At 62.9% G+C, this 17,931-nt stretch carries 16 protein-coding genes; 11 read left to right on the plus strand and 5 right to left on the minus strand.

The annotated features are described in order from the left end of the window. Positions 1–156 precede the first annotated feature (156 nt). Genes AC2FM3_RS10650 through AC2FM3_RS10665 form a run of 4 tightly spaced genes read left to right on the plus strand, consistent with a single transcriptional unit; the run spans position 157 to position 4,073 of the window. Positions 157–1,281 carry an ABC transporter permease gene (locus AC2FM3_RS10650; protein ID WP_496681494.1) on the plus strand — a complete coding sequence of 375 codons (1,125 nt, stop codon included), beginning with the start codon at positions 157–159 and terminating at the stop codon, positions 1,279–1,281. A 1-nt stretch (position 1,282) separates the two neighbouring features. Further along, entirely contained in the window at positions 1,283–2,098 is an 816-nt protein-coding gene (locus tag AC2FM3_RS10655) for an ABC transporter ATP-binding protein (RefSeq protein WP_496681497.1), read from the plus strand. A gap of 5 nt (positions 2,099–2,103) precedes the next feature. Beyond that, entirely contained in the window at positions 2,104–3,420 is a 1,317-nt protein-coding gene (locus tag AC2FM3_RS10660) for an MlaD family protein (protein ID WP_496681499.1), read from the plus strand. Further along, positions 3,417–4,073, plus strand: a complete 657-nt coding sequence (locus AC2FM3_RS10665) for an ABC-type transport auxiliary lipoprotein family protein (RefSeq protein ID WP_496681502.1) — start codon at positions 3,417–3,419, stop codon at positions 4,071–4,073. The genes AC2FM3_RS10660 and AC2FM3_RS10665 overlap by 4 nt, the downstream gene beginning before the upstream one ends. A gap of 9 nt (positions 4,074–4,082) precedes the next feature. Here the strand turns inward: AC2FM3_RS10665 and AC2FM3_RS10670 are convergent, their stop codons facing one another. Beyond that, on the minus strand, positions 4,083–5,663 hold the full coding sequence (locus AC2FM3_RS10670; protein ID WP_496681505.1) for an FMN-binding glutamate synthase family protein: 1,581 nt from the start codon (positions 5,661–5,663) through the stop codon (positions 4,083–4,085). A gap of 203 nt (positions 5,664–5,866) precedes the next feature. Here AC2FM3_RS10670 and AC2FM3_RS10675 point away from each other — a divergent pair, with 203 nt between their 5' ends. Then, on the plus strand, positions 5,867–6,235 hold the full coding sequence (locus AC2FM3_RS10675) for a fluoride efflux transporter FluC (protein WP_496681508.1): 369 nt from the start codon (positions 5,867–5,869) through the stop codon (positions 6,233–6,235). Beyond that, positions 6,232–6,594, plus strand: coding sequence for a fluoride efflux transporter FluC (locus AC2FM3_RS10680; protein ID WP_496681510.1), 363 nt, complete (start codon positions 6,232–6,234; stop codon positions 6,592–6,594). The genes AC2FM3_RS10675 and AC2FM3_RS10680 overlap by 4 nt, the downstream gene beginning before the upstream one ends. 6 nt (positions 6,595–6,600) lie before the next feature. Here the strand turns inward: AC2FM3_RS10680 and AC2FM3_RS10685 are convergent, their stop codons facing one another. From AC2FM3_RS10685 to AC2FM3_RS10700, 4 genes are read right to left on the minus strand one after another with little or no spacing between them, the layout of a single operon-like run. Further along, complete coding sequence (locus AC2FM3_RS10685; protein ID WP_496681513.1) at positions 6,601–6,927, minus strand: cytochrome o ubiquinol oxidase subunit IV; 327 nt, start codon at positions 6,925–6,927, stop codon at positions 6,601–6,603. Continuing rightward, positions 6,920–7,552 (minus strand): cytochrome c oxidase subunit 3, encoded by a 633-nt coding sequence (locus AC2FM3_RS10690; RefSeq protein WP_496681515.1) that lies wholly within the window; start codon positions 7,550–7,552, stop codon positions 6,920–6,922. Before AC2FM3_RS10690 ends, AC2FM3_RS10685 begins: the two co-directional genes overlap by 8 nt. Further along, positions 7,549–9,639 (minus strand): cbb3-type cytochrome c oxidase subunit I, encoded by a 2,091-nt coding sequence (locus tag AC2FM3_RS10695; RefSeq protein ID WP_496681518.1) that lies wholly within the window; start codon positions 9,637–9,639, stop codon positions 7,549–7,551. The genes AC2FM3_RS10690 and AC2FM3_RS10695 overlap by 4 nt, the downstream gene beginning before the upstream one ends. Further along, complete coding sequence (locus AC2FM3_RS10700; protein WP_496681520.1) at positions 9,636–10,598, minus strand: cytochrome ubiquinol oxidase subunit II; 963 nt, start codon at positions 10,596–10,598, stop codon at positions 9,636–9,638. Before AC2FM3_RS10700 ends, AC2FM3_RS10695 begins: the two co-directional genes overlap by 4 nt. Positions 10,599–10,728: 130 nt before the next feature. Between AC2FM3_RS10700 and AC2FM3_RS10705 the strand changes: the two genes are divergently transcribed. The 5 genes from AC2FM3_RS10705 to AC2FM3_RS10725 all read left to right on the plus strand — a co-directional run bounded on the left by AC2FM3_RS10705 (position 10,729) and on the right by AC2FM3_RS10725 (position 17,747). Beyond that, a complete protein-coding gene (locus AC2FM3_RS10705; RefSeq protein ID WP_496681522.1) occupies positions 10,729–11,961 on the plus strand; it encodes a lytic murein transglycosylase in 1,233 nt (410 codons plus the stop codon). A gap of 418 nt (positions 11,962–12,379) precedes the next feature. Continuing rightward, positions 12,380–14,008, plus strand: coding sequence for a peptide ABC transporter substrate-binding protein (locus tag AC2FM3_RS10710; RefSeq protein WP_496681524.1), 1,629 nt, complete (start codon positions 12,380–12,382; stop codon positions 14,006–14,008). A gap of 68 nt (positions 14,009–14,076) precedes the next feature. Further along, entirely contained in the window at positions 14,077–15,000 is a 924-nt protein-coding gene (gene oppB, locus AC2FM3_RS10715) for an oligopeptide ABC transporter permease OppB (protein ID WP_170367374.1), read from the plus strand. Positions 15,001–15,010: 10 nt separating this feature from the next. Next, entirely contained in the window at positions 15,011–15,940 is a 930-nt protein-coding gene (locus tag AC2FM3_RS10720) for an ABC transporter permease subunit (RefSeq protein WP_496681526.1), read from the plus strand. 1 nt (position 15,941) lies between these two features. Beyond that, the gene (locus AC2FM3_RS10725; RefSeq protein WP_496681528.1) at positions 15,942–17,747 is read left to right on the plus strand and encodes an ABC transporter ATP-binding protein; all 1,806 of its coding nucleotides are present in this window, start codon (positions 15,942–15,944) and stop codon (positions 17,745–17,747) included. Positions 17,748–17,931 lie beyond the last annotated feature (184 nt).

Consider the following 17,931-nt stretch of genomic DNA (forward strand, 5'->3'; position numbering starts at 1 on the left):
TGTGTCTGCGATCCTTGGTCCGGGCAACCGATTCCGTCGGTCAGGCGAGATTTTCCGACGGCGCGGCAGCCCCTGAAGGACACGCCCCACGCTCAGTTTCACCTCATGTGCAAGAAAGCCGTTGCAGCAGGGGGCCGTTTCCCATCTGATACCCACATGACACAGCCCTCGATTGCATTGGAGCAGGTCAACGACGACCTGCGGATCGCCGTTTCGGGTGAGATGGTGACCCAATCGCTGGAGTCGGTGGAAAAGGGATTTCGGTCTCTTCACCCCGACGCGAGAAGCATTATTTTCGATCTGTCCGGGCTCAGGTCGCTGGACACCGGAGGCGCCTGGCTGATCTGCGATCTGGCGCGGCGCGCCTCGGCGGCGGGCGCAACCGTGACTTATGAAAACGTCTCGGCAACGCAATCGGCGCTGCTTGAGACCGTCGCGCAGAACATCGCAACCGAGATACCGGCAGAGGCCCCGCCGCGCGGCTTCGTGCCCTGGCTGGAGTCTCTGGGCCGGAGGACGGTCGGGGCCGGGCGCGACACGGCGTCGATGCTGGGCTTTCTGGGCCTGACGCTGCATCGGCTGGCGCGCACGTTGGTCATGCCGTGGCGTCTGCGCCGGGCCGCGCTGGTGTCGCAGATGGAGGAAACCGGGCTCAAGGCGCTGCCCATCGTGGCGCTGATGGGGTTTCTGATCGGCGTGGTTCTGGCCTTTCAGGGGGCAACCCAGTTGAAACAGTTCGGCGCCGAGATCTTCGTGGTCGAGCTGATCTCGATCTCGGTTCTGCGCGAATTGGGCGTCCTGCTGACCGCGATCATCGTGGCGGGCAGGTCGGGCTCGGCCTTCACCGCCTCGATCGGCTCGATGAAGGTGCAGGAGGAGATCGACGCCATGCAGACGCTGGGCCTGGACCCGATCGAGGTTCTGGTTGTCCCTCGGGTGCTGGCGTTGCTGATCATGCTGCCGATCCTGGGCTTCGTCGCCGACATTGCCGGCCTGTTCGGCGGCGCCTTGATGAGCTGGATCGATCTGGGCGTCAGCCCCGGCATGTTCGTCACGCGCCTGAAGGAAAACACCGATGTCTGGCACCTGGCAGTCGGCCTGATCAAGGCTCCGTTCTTTGCCGTGGTCATCGCGGTGATCGCCTGTTGGCAGGCGATGCAGGTCAAGGGCTCTTCCCAGAGCGTGGGGCAGCGGACGACATCATCGGTGGTGCAGGCGATCTTCATGGTGATCGCCATCGATGCGCTGTTTTCCATCTTCTTCTCTGAGGTGGGCGTCTGACATGGATGGCGCAATCCAGCAGCAGGACACCAAGGCAGAGGCACAGCGCGAGGCGGTGATCCGGGTGCGTCACCTGCGCAACCAGTTCGGCCCGCAGGTGGTGCATGATGACCTGAACCTGGATGTCTGGCGCGGCGAGGTTCTGGGCATCGTCGGCGGGTCGGGCACCGGCAAATCGGTCCTGTTGCGCACCATCGTCGGGCTGAACAAGCCCGCCGCCGGCAGCATCGAGGTGCTAGGCGTTGACGTGCTGAACGGCCCCGAGGCGGACCGTCGCCGGATCGAGAAACGCTGGGGCGTGGCCTTTCAGGACGGCGCGCTGTTTTCATCGCTGACCGTGTTGCAGAACGTGATGGCGCCGCTGCGCGAACATACGGGCCTGAGCGAAAGCCTGATGCGCGCGCTCGGCAGCCTCAAGATCAGCCTTGTGGGCCTGCCACAGCTGAGTTGCGGCAAGTTTCCGTCCGAGCTGTCGGGCGGGATGCGCAAACGGGCGGCACTGGCGCGCGCGCTGGCGCTGGACCCCGAGATCGTGTTTCTGGACGAACCCACCGCCGGGTTGGACCCGATCGGGGCGGCGGCCTATGACGAACTGATCGGCGAATTGCAACAGGCCTTGGGGCTGACCGTTTTCATGGTCACCCATGACCTCGACAGTCTTTACGCCATCTGCGACCGCGTCGCGGTGCTTGCGGAAAAACGCGTTCTGGTCGAAGGTCCCATAGACGAGATGACCAAGGTCGATCATCCTTGGGTGCAGGAATACTTCACCGGCCCCCGGGCCCGCGCGGCGCAGCAGAAGGGGCACGACAGGTAGAGGCGATGGAAACCCGGGCGAACTACATCCTGATCGGCACTTTCACGCTTGTGGGTATCCTCAGCGCGTTCGGCTTTTTCCTGTGGCTGGCCAAGTTCGAGGTGACCCGGCAATACGCCTACTACGACGTGTTGTTCGACAATGTTTCGGGCCTGTCGGCGGCCGGGGGCGTCAACTACAACGGTCTGCCCGTGGGCCAGGTGATCTCGCTGGATCTGGACGATGACGACCCCTCGAAGGTGCGTGTGCGCCTTGAAATCGACGCCGACATTCCCGTCACCACGGATACCATCGCGCAATTGCAGTCGCTGGGGGTGACGGGCGTCAGCTATGTCGAACTGTCGGGGGGGTCGCCCGATGCAGAGCGCCTGCCGCAGTTCAGCGTCATCAAAAGCAAACGCAGCGCGATCCAGTCGCTGTTCGAAGGCGCGCCAAAGGTGCTGGACGAGGCGGTGACCCTGCTGGAAAACCTCAACGCCGTTGTCGATGACGACAACCGCAAGGCGGTGGCCGACATTCTGGACAACCTCGCCTCGGCCTCGGGGCGGCTGGACAAGACGCTGACCGATTTCGAAACCCTCTCGGGCGATCTGGGCGGTGCGGCAAAGGAGATTGGTGCCTTCACCCAGCGGCTGGACCAGCTGGCGGATACGGCCGAAACCACGCTGACCACCGGGACTGACACGCTCAACAGTGTCAAGACCGCCGCGGAATCCGCAAAAACCGCACTGGATGGTGTCAACAAGACGCTGGCCACGGCCGATCAGGTGCTGGAACAGGATATCCGGCCCTTCATCGCGCAGGGGTCTGAATTGGCGGACCGGCTGATCGGGCTGTCGGATGAGGCAGGGGTGACCATGACAACCGTCAACAACACCTTCGCGAATGCCAACCAAACGCTCGACTCCGTCACCTCGGCGATGGAAACGGCCAAGGGCACGCTGACCTCGGCCGAACGCGCCTTCGACTCGGCCAATCGTGTCATGGACGAAGACGTGGCCGCCGTGGCCGCCGATATCCGCACCGCAGCCAACCAGGTGGCCGAGACCGTGTCGAACGTCACCGAGCGGATCGACGCGATTTCCGCCGATATCCTCAGCGCCTCGCAATCGGCGTCGGACCTGCTGGGCACGATCGACGGCATTGTGCAGCAGAACCGTCGCCAGGTGTCGGACTTTCTGCGGGTGGGCCTGCCCCAGTTCGTGCGCTTCGTCGAAGAATCCCAGCGCCTTGTCGTTGGCCTTGATCGGCTAGTGGACAAGCTGGAACGCGACCCGGCCCGGTTCCTGCTGGGCACACAGGCATCGGAGTTTCGCCAATGATCAGAGCAGCAATCGTCGCGTTGGGCCTGGCAGGGTTGACCGGCTGCACCGGGTTGGGAACGCTGAAGCAGGCCTCGAAACCCAACGATCTGTACCTGCTGACGCCCAAAAGCACGTTCTCCAGTTCGCTGCCACGTGTGGGTAAGCAGATCGTCGTGCAGGAGCCGACGGCCACAGCCGCGGTCAACACCGACCAGATCGCGGTGCAGCCGACGCGCCTGCAGGTGCAATACCTGCCGCGCGCGCGCTGGGTGGACAGGGCACCGCTGATCGTGCAGGCCCTGCTGGTCGAGAGCTTTGAAAACAGCAACCGTGTTGCGGCCGTGGGCCGCTCGACCGTCGGTCTGCGGGCGGACTATGTGATCGTTCCAGACCTGCGCGAATTCCAAGGCATCGTCTTCGGAGACACCGAAGATTCCACCTCGGTCAAAATCGAAGTTCGCCTCAACATCAAGATCATCGACGAGTTCGAAGACAAAATCATCGCCTCGAACTCGTTCCAGCGCGACGTGATTGCTGCCAGCGACCAGACACCCGACCTGGTCGCTGCCTTCGATCAGGCCCTCGGCAGCACGATGCGGAACGCTGTTGAATGGAGCATCCGCAAGATCCACGCCCATGCCGCCAGCAACCCGCGGCCGTCGCTGAACTAGGCCCGGATGTCAGAACTGCGCGGGTGAGGCACGGGCCCAATCATCGGCGAATTCGGCAGGAATGTCGGCACCCAACAAGGCGCCGTCTTCGAGAAAGGTATAAAGCTGGGCATAGGACCACTCGCGTTCGTCCGCCGTCCGGCGAAAGATGTCGGACGGGCGCAGATCCGACACCCGTTCCTTGCCCATGGCGCCCAGGATCTCACGGAAGCTTTCCAGCGTCGCATCGTGGAACCGGTGCACGCGCTTGCGCTTTTGCGGGACATTGACCGCGCGGCCGCGCACCGGGTCCTGCGTGGCCACCCCCGAGGGGCAGCGGTTGGTGTTGCAATGTAGCGCCTGGATGCAGCCCACCGCGAACATCATCGCCCGCGCCGCGTTGCACATGTCGGCCCCCAGGGCGCATTTCTCGATCATGTCATACCCGGTGGCCACCTTGCCCGAGGCGATCACCCGGATCTTGTCACGCAGCCCCACGCCACGCAGGCTGTTGTCGACGAAGATCAACGCCTCGTTCAGTGGGGTTCCCAGGCGATTTGTAAATTCCACTGGGGCAGCGCCGGTGCCGCCTTCGGCCCCGTCCACGGTGATAAAATCGGGCAGGATGCCGGTTTCCAGCATGGCCTTGCAGATCGAAAGGAATTCGGATCGCGCCCCGATGCACAGCTTGAAGCCGACGGGCTTGCCGCCGGACAGGTCGCGGAGCTGTTGGACGAAATTCAGCAACCCGGTCGGGCCGTCGAAGGCCGAATGAACCGGCGGCGAGATCACGTCCTGGTGAACCGGCACGCCGCGGATCACGGCGATTTCGGCATCCACCTTGGCCGCAGGCAGCACGCCGCCATGCGAGGGCTTAGCCCCTTGCGACAGCTTGATCTCGATCGCCTTGACGACCTCCATCCGCGCCCGTTCGGCGAACTTGTCCTTGTCGAAACCGCCCTCAGGGGTGCGGCAGCCGAAATAGCCGGTGCCGATCTGCCAGATGATGTCACCGCCCTCGGCCAAGTGATGGGGCGACAGGCCGCCCTCGCCCGTGTTGTGGGCAAAACCGCCGTCGCGCGCGCCGCCGTTCAGCGCCCGGATCGCATTGGCGCTGAGCGCACCGAAGCTCATGGCCGAGACGTTCAGACGCGACGCCAAATAGGGTTTTTCACATTGAGGCCCGCCAAGCAGGATGCGTTCCTCGCTTTCCGGCACCTCCTTGGGGACTAGCGAATGGTTGGCGCGGTGGTACCCGACCTTGAGGATGTCGTACTGCGTGCCGAAGGCCTGCGTATCGACCTGCCCCTTGGCCCGGGAATAGACCAGAGACCGCACGATGCGGTTGAACGGGCGGCCGCTTTCGTTGGTTTCCACGAAATATTGCCGGATCTCGGGGCTGACGAATTCCAGCATATAGCGGAAGTGCCCCAGAACCGGATAGTTGTTCAGCACGTTGTGCCGCGTGGTTAGCAGGTCATAGAGACCAACCAGCGCATAAGGCACCAACAGGACCAGCAGCCAGAAAGCAGGCGGCCAGAACAGCCCCAGAATGACCGTCAGCGGCAACGCGACAAAGGTCACGGCAAAGTAGATCCTGCGTACGATCATCCTGCTCTCCCTCATGATCTTCGGCCGATCGTGGAAAGCTTGTCACGCGATTGCAAGCCTTTGTGCGGATCGCGCGGCCTGTCTTGCGCCATCGTGATCGCCCTTGAGCCTGATGGGCACGCCCTTTATCCATGCGCAGACACGCAGGAACAGGGACAGACGTCTTGGCCAGAGCGCAGGCTGCCATAGCGGGACGACCGCTGATGTATGCCGCCGTCTTCATCGGCGGCGCGGCGGGGTCGATCCTGCGCGAACTGTTTGCGCTGGAGATCCCCGGTGCGCCACTGCTGACGGCCACGTTCGGCATCAACGTGGCGGCCTGTTTCGTGCTGGGCTGGCTGTATGCGATCCGCACCCGTGTGCATGCCCATGTGCTGCATCTGGGCGCTGTGGGTTTCTGCGGCGGGCTGTCGACCTTTTCCTCGTTCGTCGCCGAGCTGGAGCGCTTCGCCGAAACCTCGGGCTGGGTGGTGCTGATACCGCTGGCGGCCGAGATCTCCGCCGGACTGGGCGCGGCCATTCTGGGCGAGGCCACCGGCCGTCGCAGGTCGGCCCGAGGGTTCGGCGGATGACCGATCTGCACCTGCACTTAATGTTCGGGCTGGGCGGCGGGCTGGGCGCCGTGCTGCGCCATTGGGTTACACGCGCGGTTACCCATGACCTACCGGTGGCAACTCTGATGGTGAACGTGGGCGGCAGCCTGCTGTTGGGGCTTTGGATCGGGTATCTGGGCGGCACCGTCGATCTGGCCGAAGATCAAAGGCGCCTTGTCTTCGGCTTCTGCGGCGGTTTCACGACCTTTTCCAGCTTTGCCTGGCAGTCGCTGGAACTGCGGCGCGAGCGCACCATCGCGAGCGCAGCCGCCAACATCCTGCTGAGCGTAGGCCTGTGCTGGCTGGCCCTGTGGCTGGGCCTGTGGGCAACGCGCTGAGCGCGCTCACATGACGGGCATGTGCATCCGCATCGCCAGATTGCCCAGAATCCAGACCGTTCCCCCGATTATGATCAGAAGAACCAGCGTCGAGAACAACACCAGATCGAGATCCTCGCGGCTGCTGCGGCGACGGTCGATATGCAGGAAATAGATCAGCTGCACGATCAGCTGCGCCAGCCCGAGCAGGCCGATCGTCAGATAGACGCCGGGGGTTTCGATGCCGAACCAATGCGCCGTGCCAAACATGCCCAGCGTCAACAAAAGCGAGCCACCATACCCGATCGCATAGCGCCGCCGTTCGCGCCGGTGCAGTTCGGAATGTCTATCCATAAGTCAGCCCTCCGAAATAGACGATAGTGATGATGCCGATCCAGATTAGGTCGAGAAAATGCCAAAACAGCGCCAGCCGGACCATGCGCGAGATCACCAGGTCGGTCATCCCCATGACCCGCAGTTGAATGCCCAGCACCACCAACCACACGCAGCCTGCGGCCACATGCAGACCGTGCAGAGGCACCAGCCCGTAGTAGGCGGACAGGAAACCGCTGCGCTGTGGGATGCCGCCCTTTTCCACCATCGACATGAAATCGCGGATCTCGAGGACTAGGAAACTCAGCCCCAGCAGCAGCGTGACCCCGAACCACAGGACGACCCGACCGCGCGGCAGGTTGTATTTCAGCGCCAGCATGGCCAGTCCAACGGTCAGGCTGCTGGTCAGCAGGATCAGCGTCTGGGCAAAGATGCTGTACAGATCAAACAGCGCGTGCGGGCCCGGACCACCGGCCTGTGCGTCTATCATGGTGATGTAGACGCCGAACATCAGCCCGAAATAGACCAGATCGCTCATCAGAAAGACCCAGAAACCGAAGGTCACAACCTCGGTCGCCTTGTGGGCCCCGGGCCTGCCTCGGCCCAGGTTCAGGCCCGGATAGCTGTGGGTTGGTGCAGGCCTCATGTCGTCGCCTCCAGATCCGGTCGGGCAAGCCCGGTGTTTTCTGGCGCGCCTTCATGATCCCTGTTTACAGGGGTCGCGTTGCGGACCAAGTCCAGCCAGGCCTCGTGCTGCCTGCGCACGTCTTCGGCCGCAACAACCTCCTCGGTATCGGTCTGAAAGGTCCAAAGGATGAACGACAGGATCATCATCACTGTCACCAGCGCCGCCAGCCACCAGATCCACCAGACCAGCGCAAACATCCACACACCGCTGAGCACGCAGAGCACGAAACCGATGCCGGTGTTGCGCGGCATGGTGATGTCCTCGTACTGATCGGGGTGCGGGTATGCCTCGCCACGCTCTTTCGCGGCGGCAAAATCGTCGCGGTCCGTGACATGCGGGATGATCGCGAAATTGTACGGCGGCGGCGGCGAGGGAATCGACCATTCCAGCGTGCGGGCGTCCCAGGGGTCGCCAACCGGTACGCGGCTCTGTTCGCGGTTCCGGATGCTGACCCACAGCTGCACGACGACCGAAAGCAAGGCCGCCAGAATGACCAGCGCGCCGATGACGGCCGTGATCATGTAGGGGTGAAAGCTCGGGTCCTCCCAGCTGTAGGAGCGGCGCGGCATCCCCATCAGCCCCACGAAATACAGCGGCAGGAAGGTCAGCATGAAGCCCACCGTCCACAGCACGACCGATATCCGCCCCCAGACCTCATCCAGGCGGAAGCCGAACGCCTTGGGAAACCAGTAGTTGTAGCCCGCAAGCAATCCGAACAGGACACCCGGCAGCAGCACGTTGTGGAAATGCGCGACCAGGAACAGCGTATTGTGCACCTGGTAATCGACGGTCGGGTTGGCCAGGATCACCCCGCTGAGCCCCCCGATCACGAACAACATCAGAAAGGCCAGCCCGTACAGCATCGGCACCGAGAACCGGATGCGGCCGCGATACAGGGTGGCCATCCAGTCATAGACCTTAACGCCGGTGGGTATGGCGATCAGCATCGTGGCGATGCCGAACACCGCATTGATCAGGGCGCTTTGGCCCATGGTGAAGAAATGGTGCAGCCAGACGGTAAACGACAGCACGGCAATCGACATGGTCGCGATCACCAGCGAGTTGTAGCCATAGAGCCGCTTGGCCGAGAAGGTCGCGAAGACTTCGGAATAAATACCATAGGCCGGCAGAACCAGCAGATAGACCTCGGGGTGGCCGAACAACCAGAACAGGTTGGCATAGTTCATCATGTTGCCGCCCAGGTCATTGGTGAAGAAATGGAAATCAAGATACCGGTCAGCGGCCAGCAGCAGCGCCGCTACCCCCAAAGGCGGCATTGCGAACACGATCAGGATCGAGCTGCAGATGATCGTCCAACAATACATCGGCAGCCGCATGAATTTCATCCCGGGCGCGCGCAGCTTGTAGATCGTGACGGCAAAGTTGATCCCCGTCAGCGTGGTGCCGATACCCGACACCACGATCGCCCAGATCCAGTAATCCGGCCCCACACCCGGATTGAAGGCCGCTCCGGTATAGGGCGGATAGGCCGTCCAGCCGCCGGTGGAAAACTCGCCCACCACCAAGCTGACCATCAGCATCATCCCCGCCGAAACCGTCAGGCCGAGGCTGATCTGGTTCATCACCGGAAAGGCCACGTCGCGCGCGCCGATCATCAGCGGGACAAGGAAATTCGCCAGTCCGAACACGAAGGGCACCGCCACGAAGAAGATCATGATCGTGCCGTGGGTGCTGAACAGCTCGGCAAAGTGTTCGGCCTCGAGGAATCCCTCGCCCGGCCCGGCCGCCTGTTGGGCACGCATCACGACGCCTTCCAGAACGCCGCGCGCCAGCATGACGATGGCAAAGACGATATACATGATGCCGATTTTCTTGTGATCCGCGCTGGTCAGCCAGTCGCGCCACAGCGGCCCCCACAGGCGAAACCACGTGAGCAGCCCCAGAACCAAGACCACACCGACGATCACCACGCCCGCCGCCGCGTTGGCGACGATCTCGTTCGTGTTGGGATCTTGAATCAGCCCGGCGATGGGGAATGCTTCCCAGGTCAGACGACCGAAGAAACCGGACTCGACAGCTGTCATGGCTTGCCCTCCTGCCCGTATTGGGCGGTTCCCGGTTGCTGATCCTCAGGCAATGGTTGCCCGTTGTGATACCGGTCCAGAACGCTGTGGAACAGATCGCCATCATCCAGACGAAAGTACAGCGCATTGTCCGGCATCTGCGCGGTGCCAAGCGCGGCCTGAACTTCGTCCCGGTCGGTCCGCATGGCCAACGTCCGATAGGTTGCCGGGTCCAGAACGATTCCGTTCTGCCCAACCCGGTCAACCCATGCGTCGAAGTCCGGGGGCGACATCGCGACCGTCTGGAACTTCTGCTTGGTAAATCCGCGCCCGTTGTACTGGGTGTTCTCGCCCTGCATCCGGCCCGGGACATCAGCCACAAGATGCAATTGGGTCATCATGCCGGGCATGGCATAGATCTGCCCCGCCAGGGCAGAAATCATGAAGGATTGCATCACCGTGTCCGTCGTCAGCGTCAAGGCGACCTGACGCTGCGTGGGAATCCCGAATTCACCCACCGTCGCGATGCCCAGATCGGGGTAGATGAACAGCCATTTCCAATCCAGCCCCACCACCTGCACGCGCAGGGCCGGTTCATCGCCGAACGCGGCCGCGTAGGGGTCCAGCCGGTGGGTCGCCTTCCACAGATAGAAGGACAGCAGCGCCACGATTACCACTGGCACGCCCCACATCGCGGTTTCGAGCAGGGGCGAAAACTCCCATTTGGGCCGATAGGTAGCCGGGCTTTGCGCGCGACGGCGATAGCGCAGAGCGATCAGGGGAACCAGAACCAGAACCGGAATGACCGCAACCAGGATCAGCGCGGTGGCGCGCAACAGATGAACCCTCTGGGCCTGGGCTATCGGGCCTTGCGGGTCCAGAAAGCTATTACTGGCCAACCCAGGATGGGCGGCGACCGCCCAGACCGTGATCGCGATCAGCGTCGCTCGTACTGCCGGGGTCGTCGGTTCTCTGGCCACGTCAGATTGCCTTTTGTTCCCGCTGGTTTCGGCAACTATCGGCAGAGTTGACCGACTTCACAAGAAATTTCAGGCAAACTATCGGTATGAGTTGACTTGGGTCGCGGGGTGGAGACACTCGGAATCTGCCATGCGTGTGCTGTTCGTCATCCTCGGCCTGATCTGGGCCACCGCCGTTCCGGCGCTGGACAGGGCCGCCGTGGAACAACAATTCCAGGCTTGGCTGAGCACCGAACTCTGGCCCTTGGCCCGGGGCGAGGGCGTGTCGCGCCGCACGTTCCAAAACAGTCTGAACGGCGTCAGGATCAACTGGGATCTGCCGGATCTGGTGCCGCCCGGAACCACACCAAAGACGCCCAAGACGCAGCGCCAGGCCGAATTCGGCGCACCGGCGCGTTATTTCAACGCCAACACGGTGCAAGGCACCGCCGCGGCCGGGCGCAGGATGGCCAAACGCCATGCAGCGACCCTGCGTCGGGTCGAGGCGGACACAGGCGTGCCCGCACGCATCATCCTTGCGATCTGGGGCCGCGAAAGCGGGTTCGGGCAGGTGCCCATCCGGCATGATGCCTTTCAGGTGCTGGCCACCAAGGCGTTCATGAGCACGCGCGCGGCGTATTTCACCGACGAGCTGATCGCCGCCCTGCAGATCGTCGAGGCCGGCCACGTAAGCGGCCGGGCGATGAAAAGCAGTTGGGCCGGCGCTCTGGGCCAGCCGCAATTCATGCCCAGCAGTTTTCTGACCTATGCCACCGACGGCAATGGCGATGGGCGCGCCGATATCTGGAGGTCGGCCGAAGACACGATCGCCTCAATCGCTGCCTACCTTGAACGACATGGCTGGGTGCCCGGCCGCGACTGGGGGTTCGAGGTGACGGTGGATGCGTCAGTGTCCTGTGCGCTGGAGGGCCCCGATCAGGGTCGCCCGATCCGCGACTGGGCCGCGATGGGCATCACCCGCGTCTCGGGCCGACCCTTTCCCCCGCACGAGCTGCTCGGCGAAGGATACCTGATGATGCCAGCGGGCCGCCACGGGCCGGCCTTCATCGTGACACCCAATTTCTACGTTCTGAAGGACTACAACACCAGCGACCTCTATGCCCTGTTTGTGGGCCATGTAGGCGACCGCATCCAGTATGGCGTGGGCGATTTCAAGGGGCGCTGGGGCAAGATTGACGGCCTGTACCGGTCGGACATCGCAGCCATGCAGAAAGCACTGATCGCCATGGGGCATGACGTGGGCGGTGCCGATGGCCTGCCGGGATACAAGACGCGCCGGTCGATCGGCCGCTGGCAAGAGGCGACAGGCCAGCGCCCCACATGCTTTCCCGACGCGCGGATGAAATCGCGGTTGCGCCCCTGACCGCGGGCGATTCGCCGAATTCGGCGAAAACGGGCCGCGATACTCTGCCGAAACAGGCCGCTTCACAGGCGGAATTCCGAGCAGCCTGGGCACGAAAATATCCCAGCGACAAACGCCATCGTTACAAAATTTCGGCGACCTCGCGTCACGAAGTTTCTTTCTACCTTTAGGCGATCCGGGTTCATGGGAAGGCTTTAACCCTGCCCAAAATAGTGGCACGGTCTTACACAGCGAGAGGAAGCTCTTGCATCCACTTCACCGACTGCAATCCACAAAGCTGCGACGCAGTGTTCCTTGCGAATTGGCACAATCCAAAATCGAAAAGAACCGGGTCCCAGCGGATGTCGGGCAACCAGGGCCGCCGGACGCCATCCCACGGGGATGCGCAGACCGCCGCCACAATAAATGGGAGAAGATCATGAACACCATCCTTCGAAACTCGGTGGCGGGCCTGCTGTGCTCGACCTTCATCACCGGTGCCGCGCTGGCCGCAGGCACCCATCCGGTCACCGGCGAGCCGCTGGCCGACGACCAGACCTTTGTCTACCGCGTGCTGGACGAGCACAGCTCGGTCGACCCGCAGGTGGTCGAGGACGTGTCGGGCGCCGAGATTGTCCGCGACCTGTTCGAAGGTCTGATGAACCAGGACGAGAACGGCAACCTGGTTCCGGGCGTGGCGACCGGCTATACCACCAACGAAACCAAGGACGTGTACACCTTCACCCTGCGCGACAACGCCAAGTGGTCGAATGGTGACCCGGTCACCGCGCATGATTTCGTATACGCTTGGAAGCGCGCCGTCGATCCGGCGCTGTCCTCGCCCTATGCGTGGTTCATGGAACTGATGTCGATCGAGAACGCCGCCGAAATCATCGCGGGCGACAAGCCGGTCGACGATCTGGGCGTCAAGGCGATCGACGACCACACGCTGGAAGTGAAGCTGAGCGCGCCGCTGCCCTATTTCCCGCAGATGACCACGCATTCGACCACCTTCCCGGCCCCGCGGAAGGTTATCGAGCAGTTCGGCGATGAATGGACCAAGCCCGGCAACATCGTGTCGAACGGCGCCTATGTCCTGACCGAGCACCTGCCCAACGAACGCTCGGTGCGCGAGCGCAACCCGATGTACTGGGACAACGACAACACCATCATCGACAAGGTCGTGGCGCTGGTCATCAACGATGAAAACGTGGCCCTGACCCGTTATCTGGCCGGCGAGCTGGACCGTACCGAGGTGCCCGCAGGCCAGTTCCCGCGCCTGAAGAAGGAATACCCGAACGAGGCGATCAGCTTCCCGCGCCTGTGCAACTACTACTACACGTTCAACCTGTCCGACGGCGGCCCCGAGGCCTTCAAGGACCCGAACGTGCGTCAGGCTCTGTCGCTGGCGGTTGACCGCAAGATCATCACCGAGAACATCCTGGCCGGAGGTCAGCCCGAAGCCTACACCTTCGTGCCCGAAGCCACCGCAGGGTTCACCCCGCCGGTCGTCGAAATGGCGACGATGACGCAAGCCGAGCGCGACGAGCTGGCCAAGGAACTGCTGGCCGAGGCCGGGTACGGCCCCGACAACCCGCTGACCTTCTCGATGGTCTACAACACCTCCGAGGCGCACAAGAAGGTCGCCGTGGCCCTCAGCCAGATGTGGAAGCAGAAGCTGGGCGCGCAGGTCGAGCTGGCCAACATGGAATGGAAGATCTTCCTGGAAGAGCGCGGCAACCAGAACTTCGAGCTGGCCCGCGGCGCATGGTGCGGCGACTACAACGAAGCCTCGACCTTCCTGGACCTGCTGCAGTCTGATTCCGGCTATAACGACGGCAAGTACAGCAACCCGAAGGTGGACGAGCTGCTGGCCCAGGCCAAGACCTCGGATGATCCGGCCCCGCTGTACACCGAGGTCGAGCGGATCATCGCACAGGAAACCCCTGTGATCCCGATCTACCACTATGCCGGCGTCTACATGATGGACAGCGACGTGGGGAACTGGCCGGTGAATAACGTCGAGCAGAACTGGTACTCGAAAAACCTCTACAAGATCGCCGAGTAATCATCATCCTTTGATCGCGCCCTGCCCCGGACATGCTCTGGGGCAGGGCCAATAATTGGGGGCATGAAATGCTTGCCTATGTCATCCGGCGACTGCTGATCGCCGTTCCGACGATCCTGTTGCTGATCGTAGCCAGTTTCTTTCTGATGCACTTCGCGCCCGGCGGGCCCTTCACCTCGGAGCGGCCGTTGCCGCCGCAGGTTCTGGCCAATATCGAGGCGCGCTACGGGCTGGACCAGCCGCTGTGGAAACAGCTTTGGGACTATCTGTACAACATCGTGGTGCATTTCGATTTCGGCCCGTCCTTCAAGTTCAAGGACCGCGACGTGAACGACATCATCGCGCAGGGCTTTCCGATTTCGCTGACCTACGGGATGCTGTCATTCATCGTGGCTACGCTGGTGGGCGTCGGGCTGGGCATCGCCGCCGCGATCCGCCACAACAGCTGGATCGACTATTTCGCCGTGGGTCTGGGCATCGCCGCCCAGGCGCTGCCGAACTTCATCATGGGCCCGATCCTGATCCTGACTTTCACACTGTGGCTGGGCTGGCTGCCGGGCGGCGGCTGGAACGGGGGTCAGTGGCAATACCTGATCATGCCCGTCATCGCTCTTGCGACCTCGTACATGGGCTCGATCGCGCGGATCACCCGGTCGTCTATGCTCGAGGTTCTGAATTCGAACTTCATCCGCACCGCCCGGGCCAAGGGCCTACCGACCCGCACCGTGATCTGGCGCCACGCGCTGAAACCCACGCTGCTGCCGGTGGTGTCCTATCTGGGCCCGGTCTTCGTTTATGTACTGACCGGGTCGGTGTTTGTGGACATCTACTTCTCGACCGGCGGGCTGGGGCAAGCCTATGTGGGTTCGGCCCTGTCGCGCGACTATGCCGTGCTGCTGGGGGTCACGATACTTTATGGCGTGCTGACCGTTCTGGTGAACCTGCTGACCGACCTGGCCTATGCCTGGTTCGATCCGAAAATCCGGTACTGAGGGGCAATCCATGCTTGGAAAATCACAAAAAGCCGCTCGGCTGGCCGAGACCATCACCGATCACACCGCCATCCAGGGCCGGTCGCTGTGGCAGGACGCGCGGATGCGTTTTGTCCGCAACAAGGCCGCCATGGCCAGCGTGTTCATCTTGGGCTTGATCGTTCTGTTCACGATCATCGGGCCTTACTTCGCCGTCTGGAACAACGAGGAAATCGACTGGGCCGTCATGGGCGACGTGGCCGGCATGGGGATGCCGTCCATCGAAACCGGCCACTATTTCGGCGTCGACGATCTGGGGCGCGACCTGTACAGCCGGGTCATCCAGGCCACCACCACCTCGTTACTGGTGGGCCTGGTCGGGGCGGCCACCGCGCTGATCGTCGGCACCTGCTACGGCATCGCCGCCGGTTACATCGGCGGCCGCGTCGACAGCGTGATGATGCGCTTTGTCGACATCCTGCTGGCCATTCCGGCCACGCTGGTCATCATCCTGCTGCTGGTCGTGGCGGGGCGGTCGTTCTTCATGCTGTTCATCGCACTGGGTGCGGTGGGCTGGCTGACCATGGCACGGATCGTGCGCGGCCAGACCCTGACCCTGAAGAACCGTGAGTTCATCGAAGCCGCCCGCGCTGCCGGTGTCAGCGAGTTCACCATCATGTACCGCCACATCCTGCCCAACCTGCTGGGCGTGGTGATCGTCTATGCCTCGCTGCTGGTGCCCGAGATGATCCTGACGGAAAGCTTCATCTCGTTCCTGGGGCTGGGGATTTCCGAGCCCTATACCTCGTTGGGTCGTCTGATCGCCGAGGGCGCCGGAACCATGGGTTACGGCACGTTGTGGCAACTGATGTACCCCCTGGCATTTTACGTCACCATCATCATCACGATGTTCTTCATCGGCGATGGCCTGCGTGACGCACTGGATCCGAAGGACCGCTGACATGAGCCTGCTTTCCGTAAAGAACCTGAGCGTTCAGTTCGACACGCCCGATGGGGTGGTCGAGGCCGTCAAGAACATCAGCTTTGACATCGCCCCGGGCGAATGCCTGGGCATCGTCGGCGAAAGCGGGTCGGGCAAAAGCCAGACCTTCATGGCCGCGATGGGCCTGCTGCCGCCGGCGGGCCGGGCCACCGGGTCGGTGCTGCTGAACGGGCAGGAAATTCTGAACCTGCCCGTGAGCAAGCTGAACCAGATCCGCGGTGCCGATGTGGGCATGATATTTCAGGACCCGCTGACCGCGCTGACCCCGCATCTGAGGATCGGCCAGCAGATGCGCGAAGTGCTGAGCGTGCACGAAGGCCTGCTGGGCTCGGCCGCGCGGCAACGGTGTCTGGAATGGCTGGACCGCGTCCGCATCCCAGAGGCCGCGCGCCGTCTGGACCAGTTCCCGCACGAGCTGTCGGGCGGGATGCGCCAGCGGGTGATGATCGCCATGTCCATGCTGTGCAATCCCAAACTGCTGATCGCCGACGAACCGACCACCGCGCTGGACGTGACCGTTCAGGCCGACATCCTGGATCTGATGGTGCGTCTGCAAAAGGACGAAGGCACGGCCATCGCCCTGATCACCCATGACATGGGCGTCGTGGCCCGCATGTGCGACCGGGTGCAGGTCATGCGCCTGGGTGAGTTCGTCGAGGCCGGTGACACGCGCGAGATCTTTCACGCGCCCAAGCACGACTATACTCGCACCCTGATCGAGGCCATGCCCCGCATCGACGCGGGCGATGCGCCCAAGGCGGTGGAGACCGACGAGGCCCCGCTGCTGAGGGTCGATGACGTCAAGGTGCATTTCCCGATCCACGTTCCGGGCGGCATTTTTGGCCGCAAGGTGCCGTTGAAGGCGGTGAACGGCGTCAGCTTTGACATCCGCAAGGGTGAAACCCTGGGCGTGGTCGGTGAATCGGGCTGCGGCAAGTCCACCCTCGCCCGTGCCGTGCTGCAGCTTATCGAGCCGAGCGCCGGCAATGTCAGCTGGCTGGGCCATCCGATCGTCGGGCTGAAACGGGCCGAGCTGAACAAGTACCGCAAGGACCTGCAGATCGTGTTCCAGGACCCGCTGGCCAGCCTGGACCCGCGGATGACGATTTCTGCCTCGATCGCGGAACCGCTGAAAACCTATCGCCCCGACCTGACCGAGCGCGAGCGCAAGCAGATGGTCGCCGAGATGATGGAACGGGTCGGCCTGAACGCCAACATGATCAACCGCTACCCGCACGAGTTGTCGGGCGGGCAGAACCAACGCGTGGGCATCGCCCGTGCGATGATCAACAAACCCAAGCTGATCATCTGCGACGAGGCGGTCTCGGCGCTGGACGTGTCGATCCAGGCGCAAATCGTGCAGCTGCTGAAGGAACTGCAGAAGGAGTTCGGGCTGTCGATGATCTTCATCAGCCACGACCTGTCGGTGGTGCGCGCGGTGTCGAACCGGATCATGGTTCTGTATCTCGGCCGCATCGTCGAACTGGGCGATGGCGAGGTGATCTGCTCGAACCCGGTTCATCCCTATACGCAATCGCTGATCTCGGCGGTTCCGATCCCGGACCCGGATGTCGAGCGCAGCCGCCAGCGGTTGAAACTGCCGGGCGAGTTGCCCTCGCCGATGGATCCCAAGGCGGCGCTGCGGTTCCTGCCCAGCCGTCTGGCGGCGGGTCAGACCGACTATGTTCCCAAGCTGACCGAGGTTGCCCCGGGGCATCTGGTGGCCGAGCACGACCCGCTGGACGCCATTCTGGCTCAGGCTTGATCGCCGCCCCCCAAAGCCGGAACTTCGGCTTTGGGGGTTCGTCCGCTTGCCGGGTTTCCGGGCCTTTGGCGTTTCGCGGGTCGATCACACCTTTGCGGATGCTTTTGACACCGTTCATTTGAGATGGCACGGTTCGGAAAGTTTCCGCCGGGTCGCCCAAGAGTCATTGAATGCGCTGGCCTCC

It is taken from the genome of Ruegeria sp. BHSB172 (assembly GCF_059613165.1).

Bases quoted from the DNA above. Each gene is read 5' to 3' on its own strand.
- AC2FM3_RS10660 (WP_496681499.1), top strand. From the start codon at position 2,104: ATGGAAACCCGGGCGAACTACATCCTGATCGGCACTTTCACGCTTGTG.
- AC2FM3_RS10670 (WP_496681505.1), bottom strand. From the start codon at position 5,663: ATGATCGTACGCAGGATCTACTTTGCCGTGACCTTTGTCGCGTTGCCG.
- AC2FM3_RS10720 (WP_496681526.1), top strand. From the start codon at position 15,011: ATGCTTGGAAAATCACAAAAAGCCGCTCGGCTGGCCGAGACCATCACC.
- AC2FM3_RS10650 (WP_496681494.1), top strand. From the start codon at position 157: ATGACACAGCCCTCGATTGCATTGGAGCAGGTCAACGACGACCTGCGG.
- AC2FM3_RS10675 (WP_496681508.1), top strand. From the start codon at position 5,867: ATGTATGCCGCCGTCTTCATCGGCGGCGCGGCGGGGTCGATCCTGCGC.
- AC2FM3_RS10705 (WP_496681522.1), top strand. From the start codon at position 10,729: ATGCGTGTGCTGTTCGTCATCCTCGGCCTGATCTGGGCCACCGCCGTT.
- AC2FM3_RS10685 (WP_496681513.1), bottom strand. From the start codon at position 6,927: ATGGATAGACATTCCGAACTGCACCGGCGCGAACGGCGGCGCTATGCG.
- AC2FM3_RS10710 (WP_496681524.1), top strand. From the start codon at position 12,380: ATGAACACCATCCTTCGAAACTCGGTGGCGGGCCTGCTGTGCTCGACC.
- AC2FM3_RS10655 (WP_496681497.1), top strand. From the start codon at position 1,283: ATGGATGGCGCAATCCAGCAGCAGGACACCAAGGCAGAGGCACAGCGC.
- AC2FM3_RS10695 (WP_496681518.1), bottom strand. From the start codon at position 9,639: ATGACAGCTGTCGAGTCCGGTTTCTTCGGTCGTCTGACCTGGGAAGCA.
- AC2FM3_RS10725 (WP_496681528.1), top strand. From the start codon at position 15,942: ATGAGCCTGCTTTCCGTAAAGAACCTGAGCGTTCAGTTCGACACGCCC.
- AC2FM3_RS10690 (WP_496681515.1), bottom strand. From the start codon at position 7,552: ATGAGGCCTGCACCAACCCACAGCTATCCGGGCCTGAACCTGGGCCGA.
- AC2FM3_RS10680 (WP_496681510.1), top strand. From the start codon at position 6,232: ATGACCGATCTGCACCTGCACTTAATGTTCGGGCTGGGCGGCGGGCTG.
- AC2FM3_RS10665 (WP_496681502.1), top strand. From the start codon at position 3,417: ATGATCAGAGCAGCAATCGTCGCGTTGGGCCTGGCAGGGTTGACCGGC.
- oppB (WP_170367374.1), top strand. From the start codon at position 14,077: ATGCTTGCCTATGTCATCCGGCGACTGCTGATCGCCGTTCCGACGATC.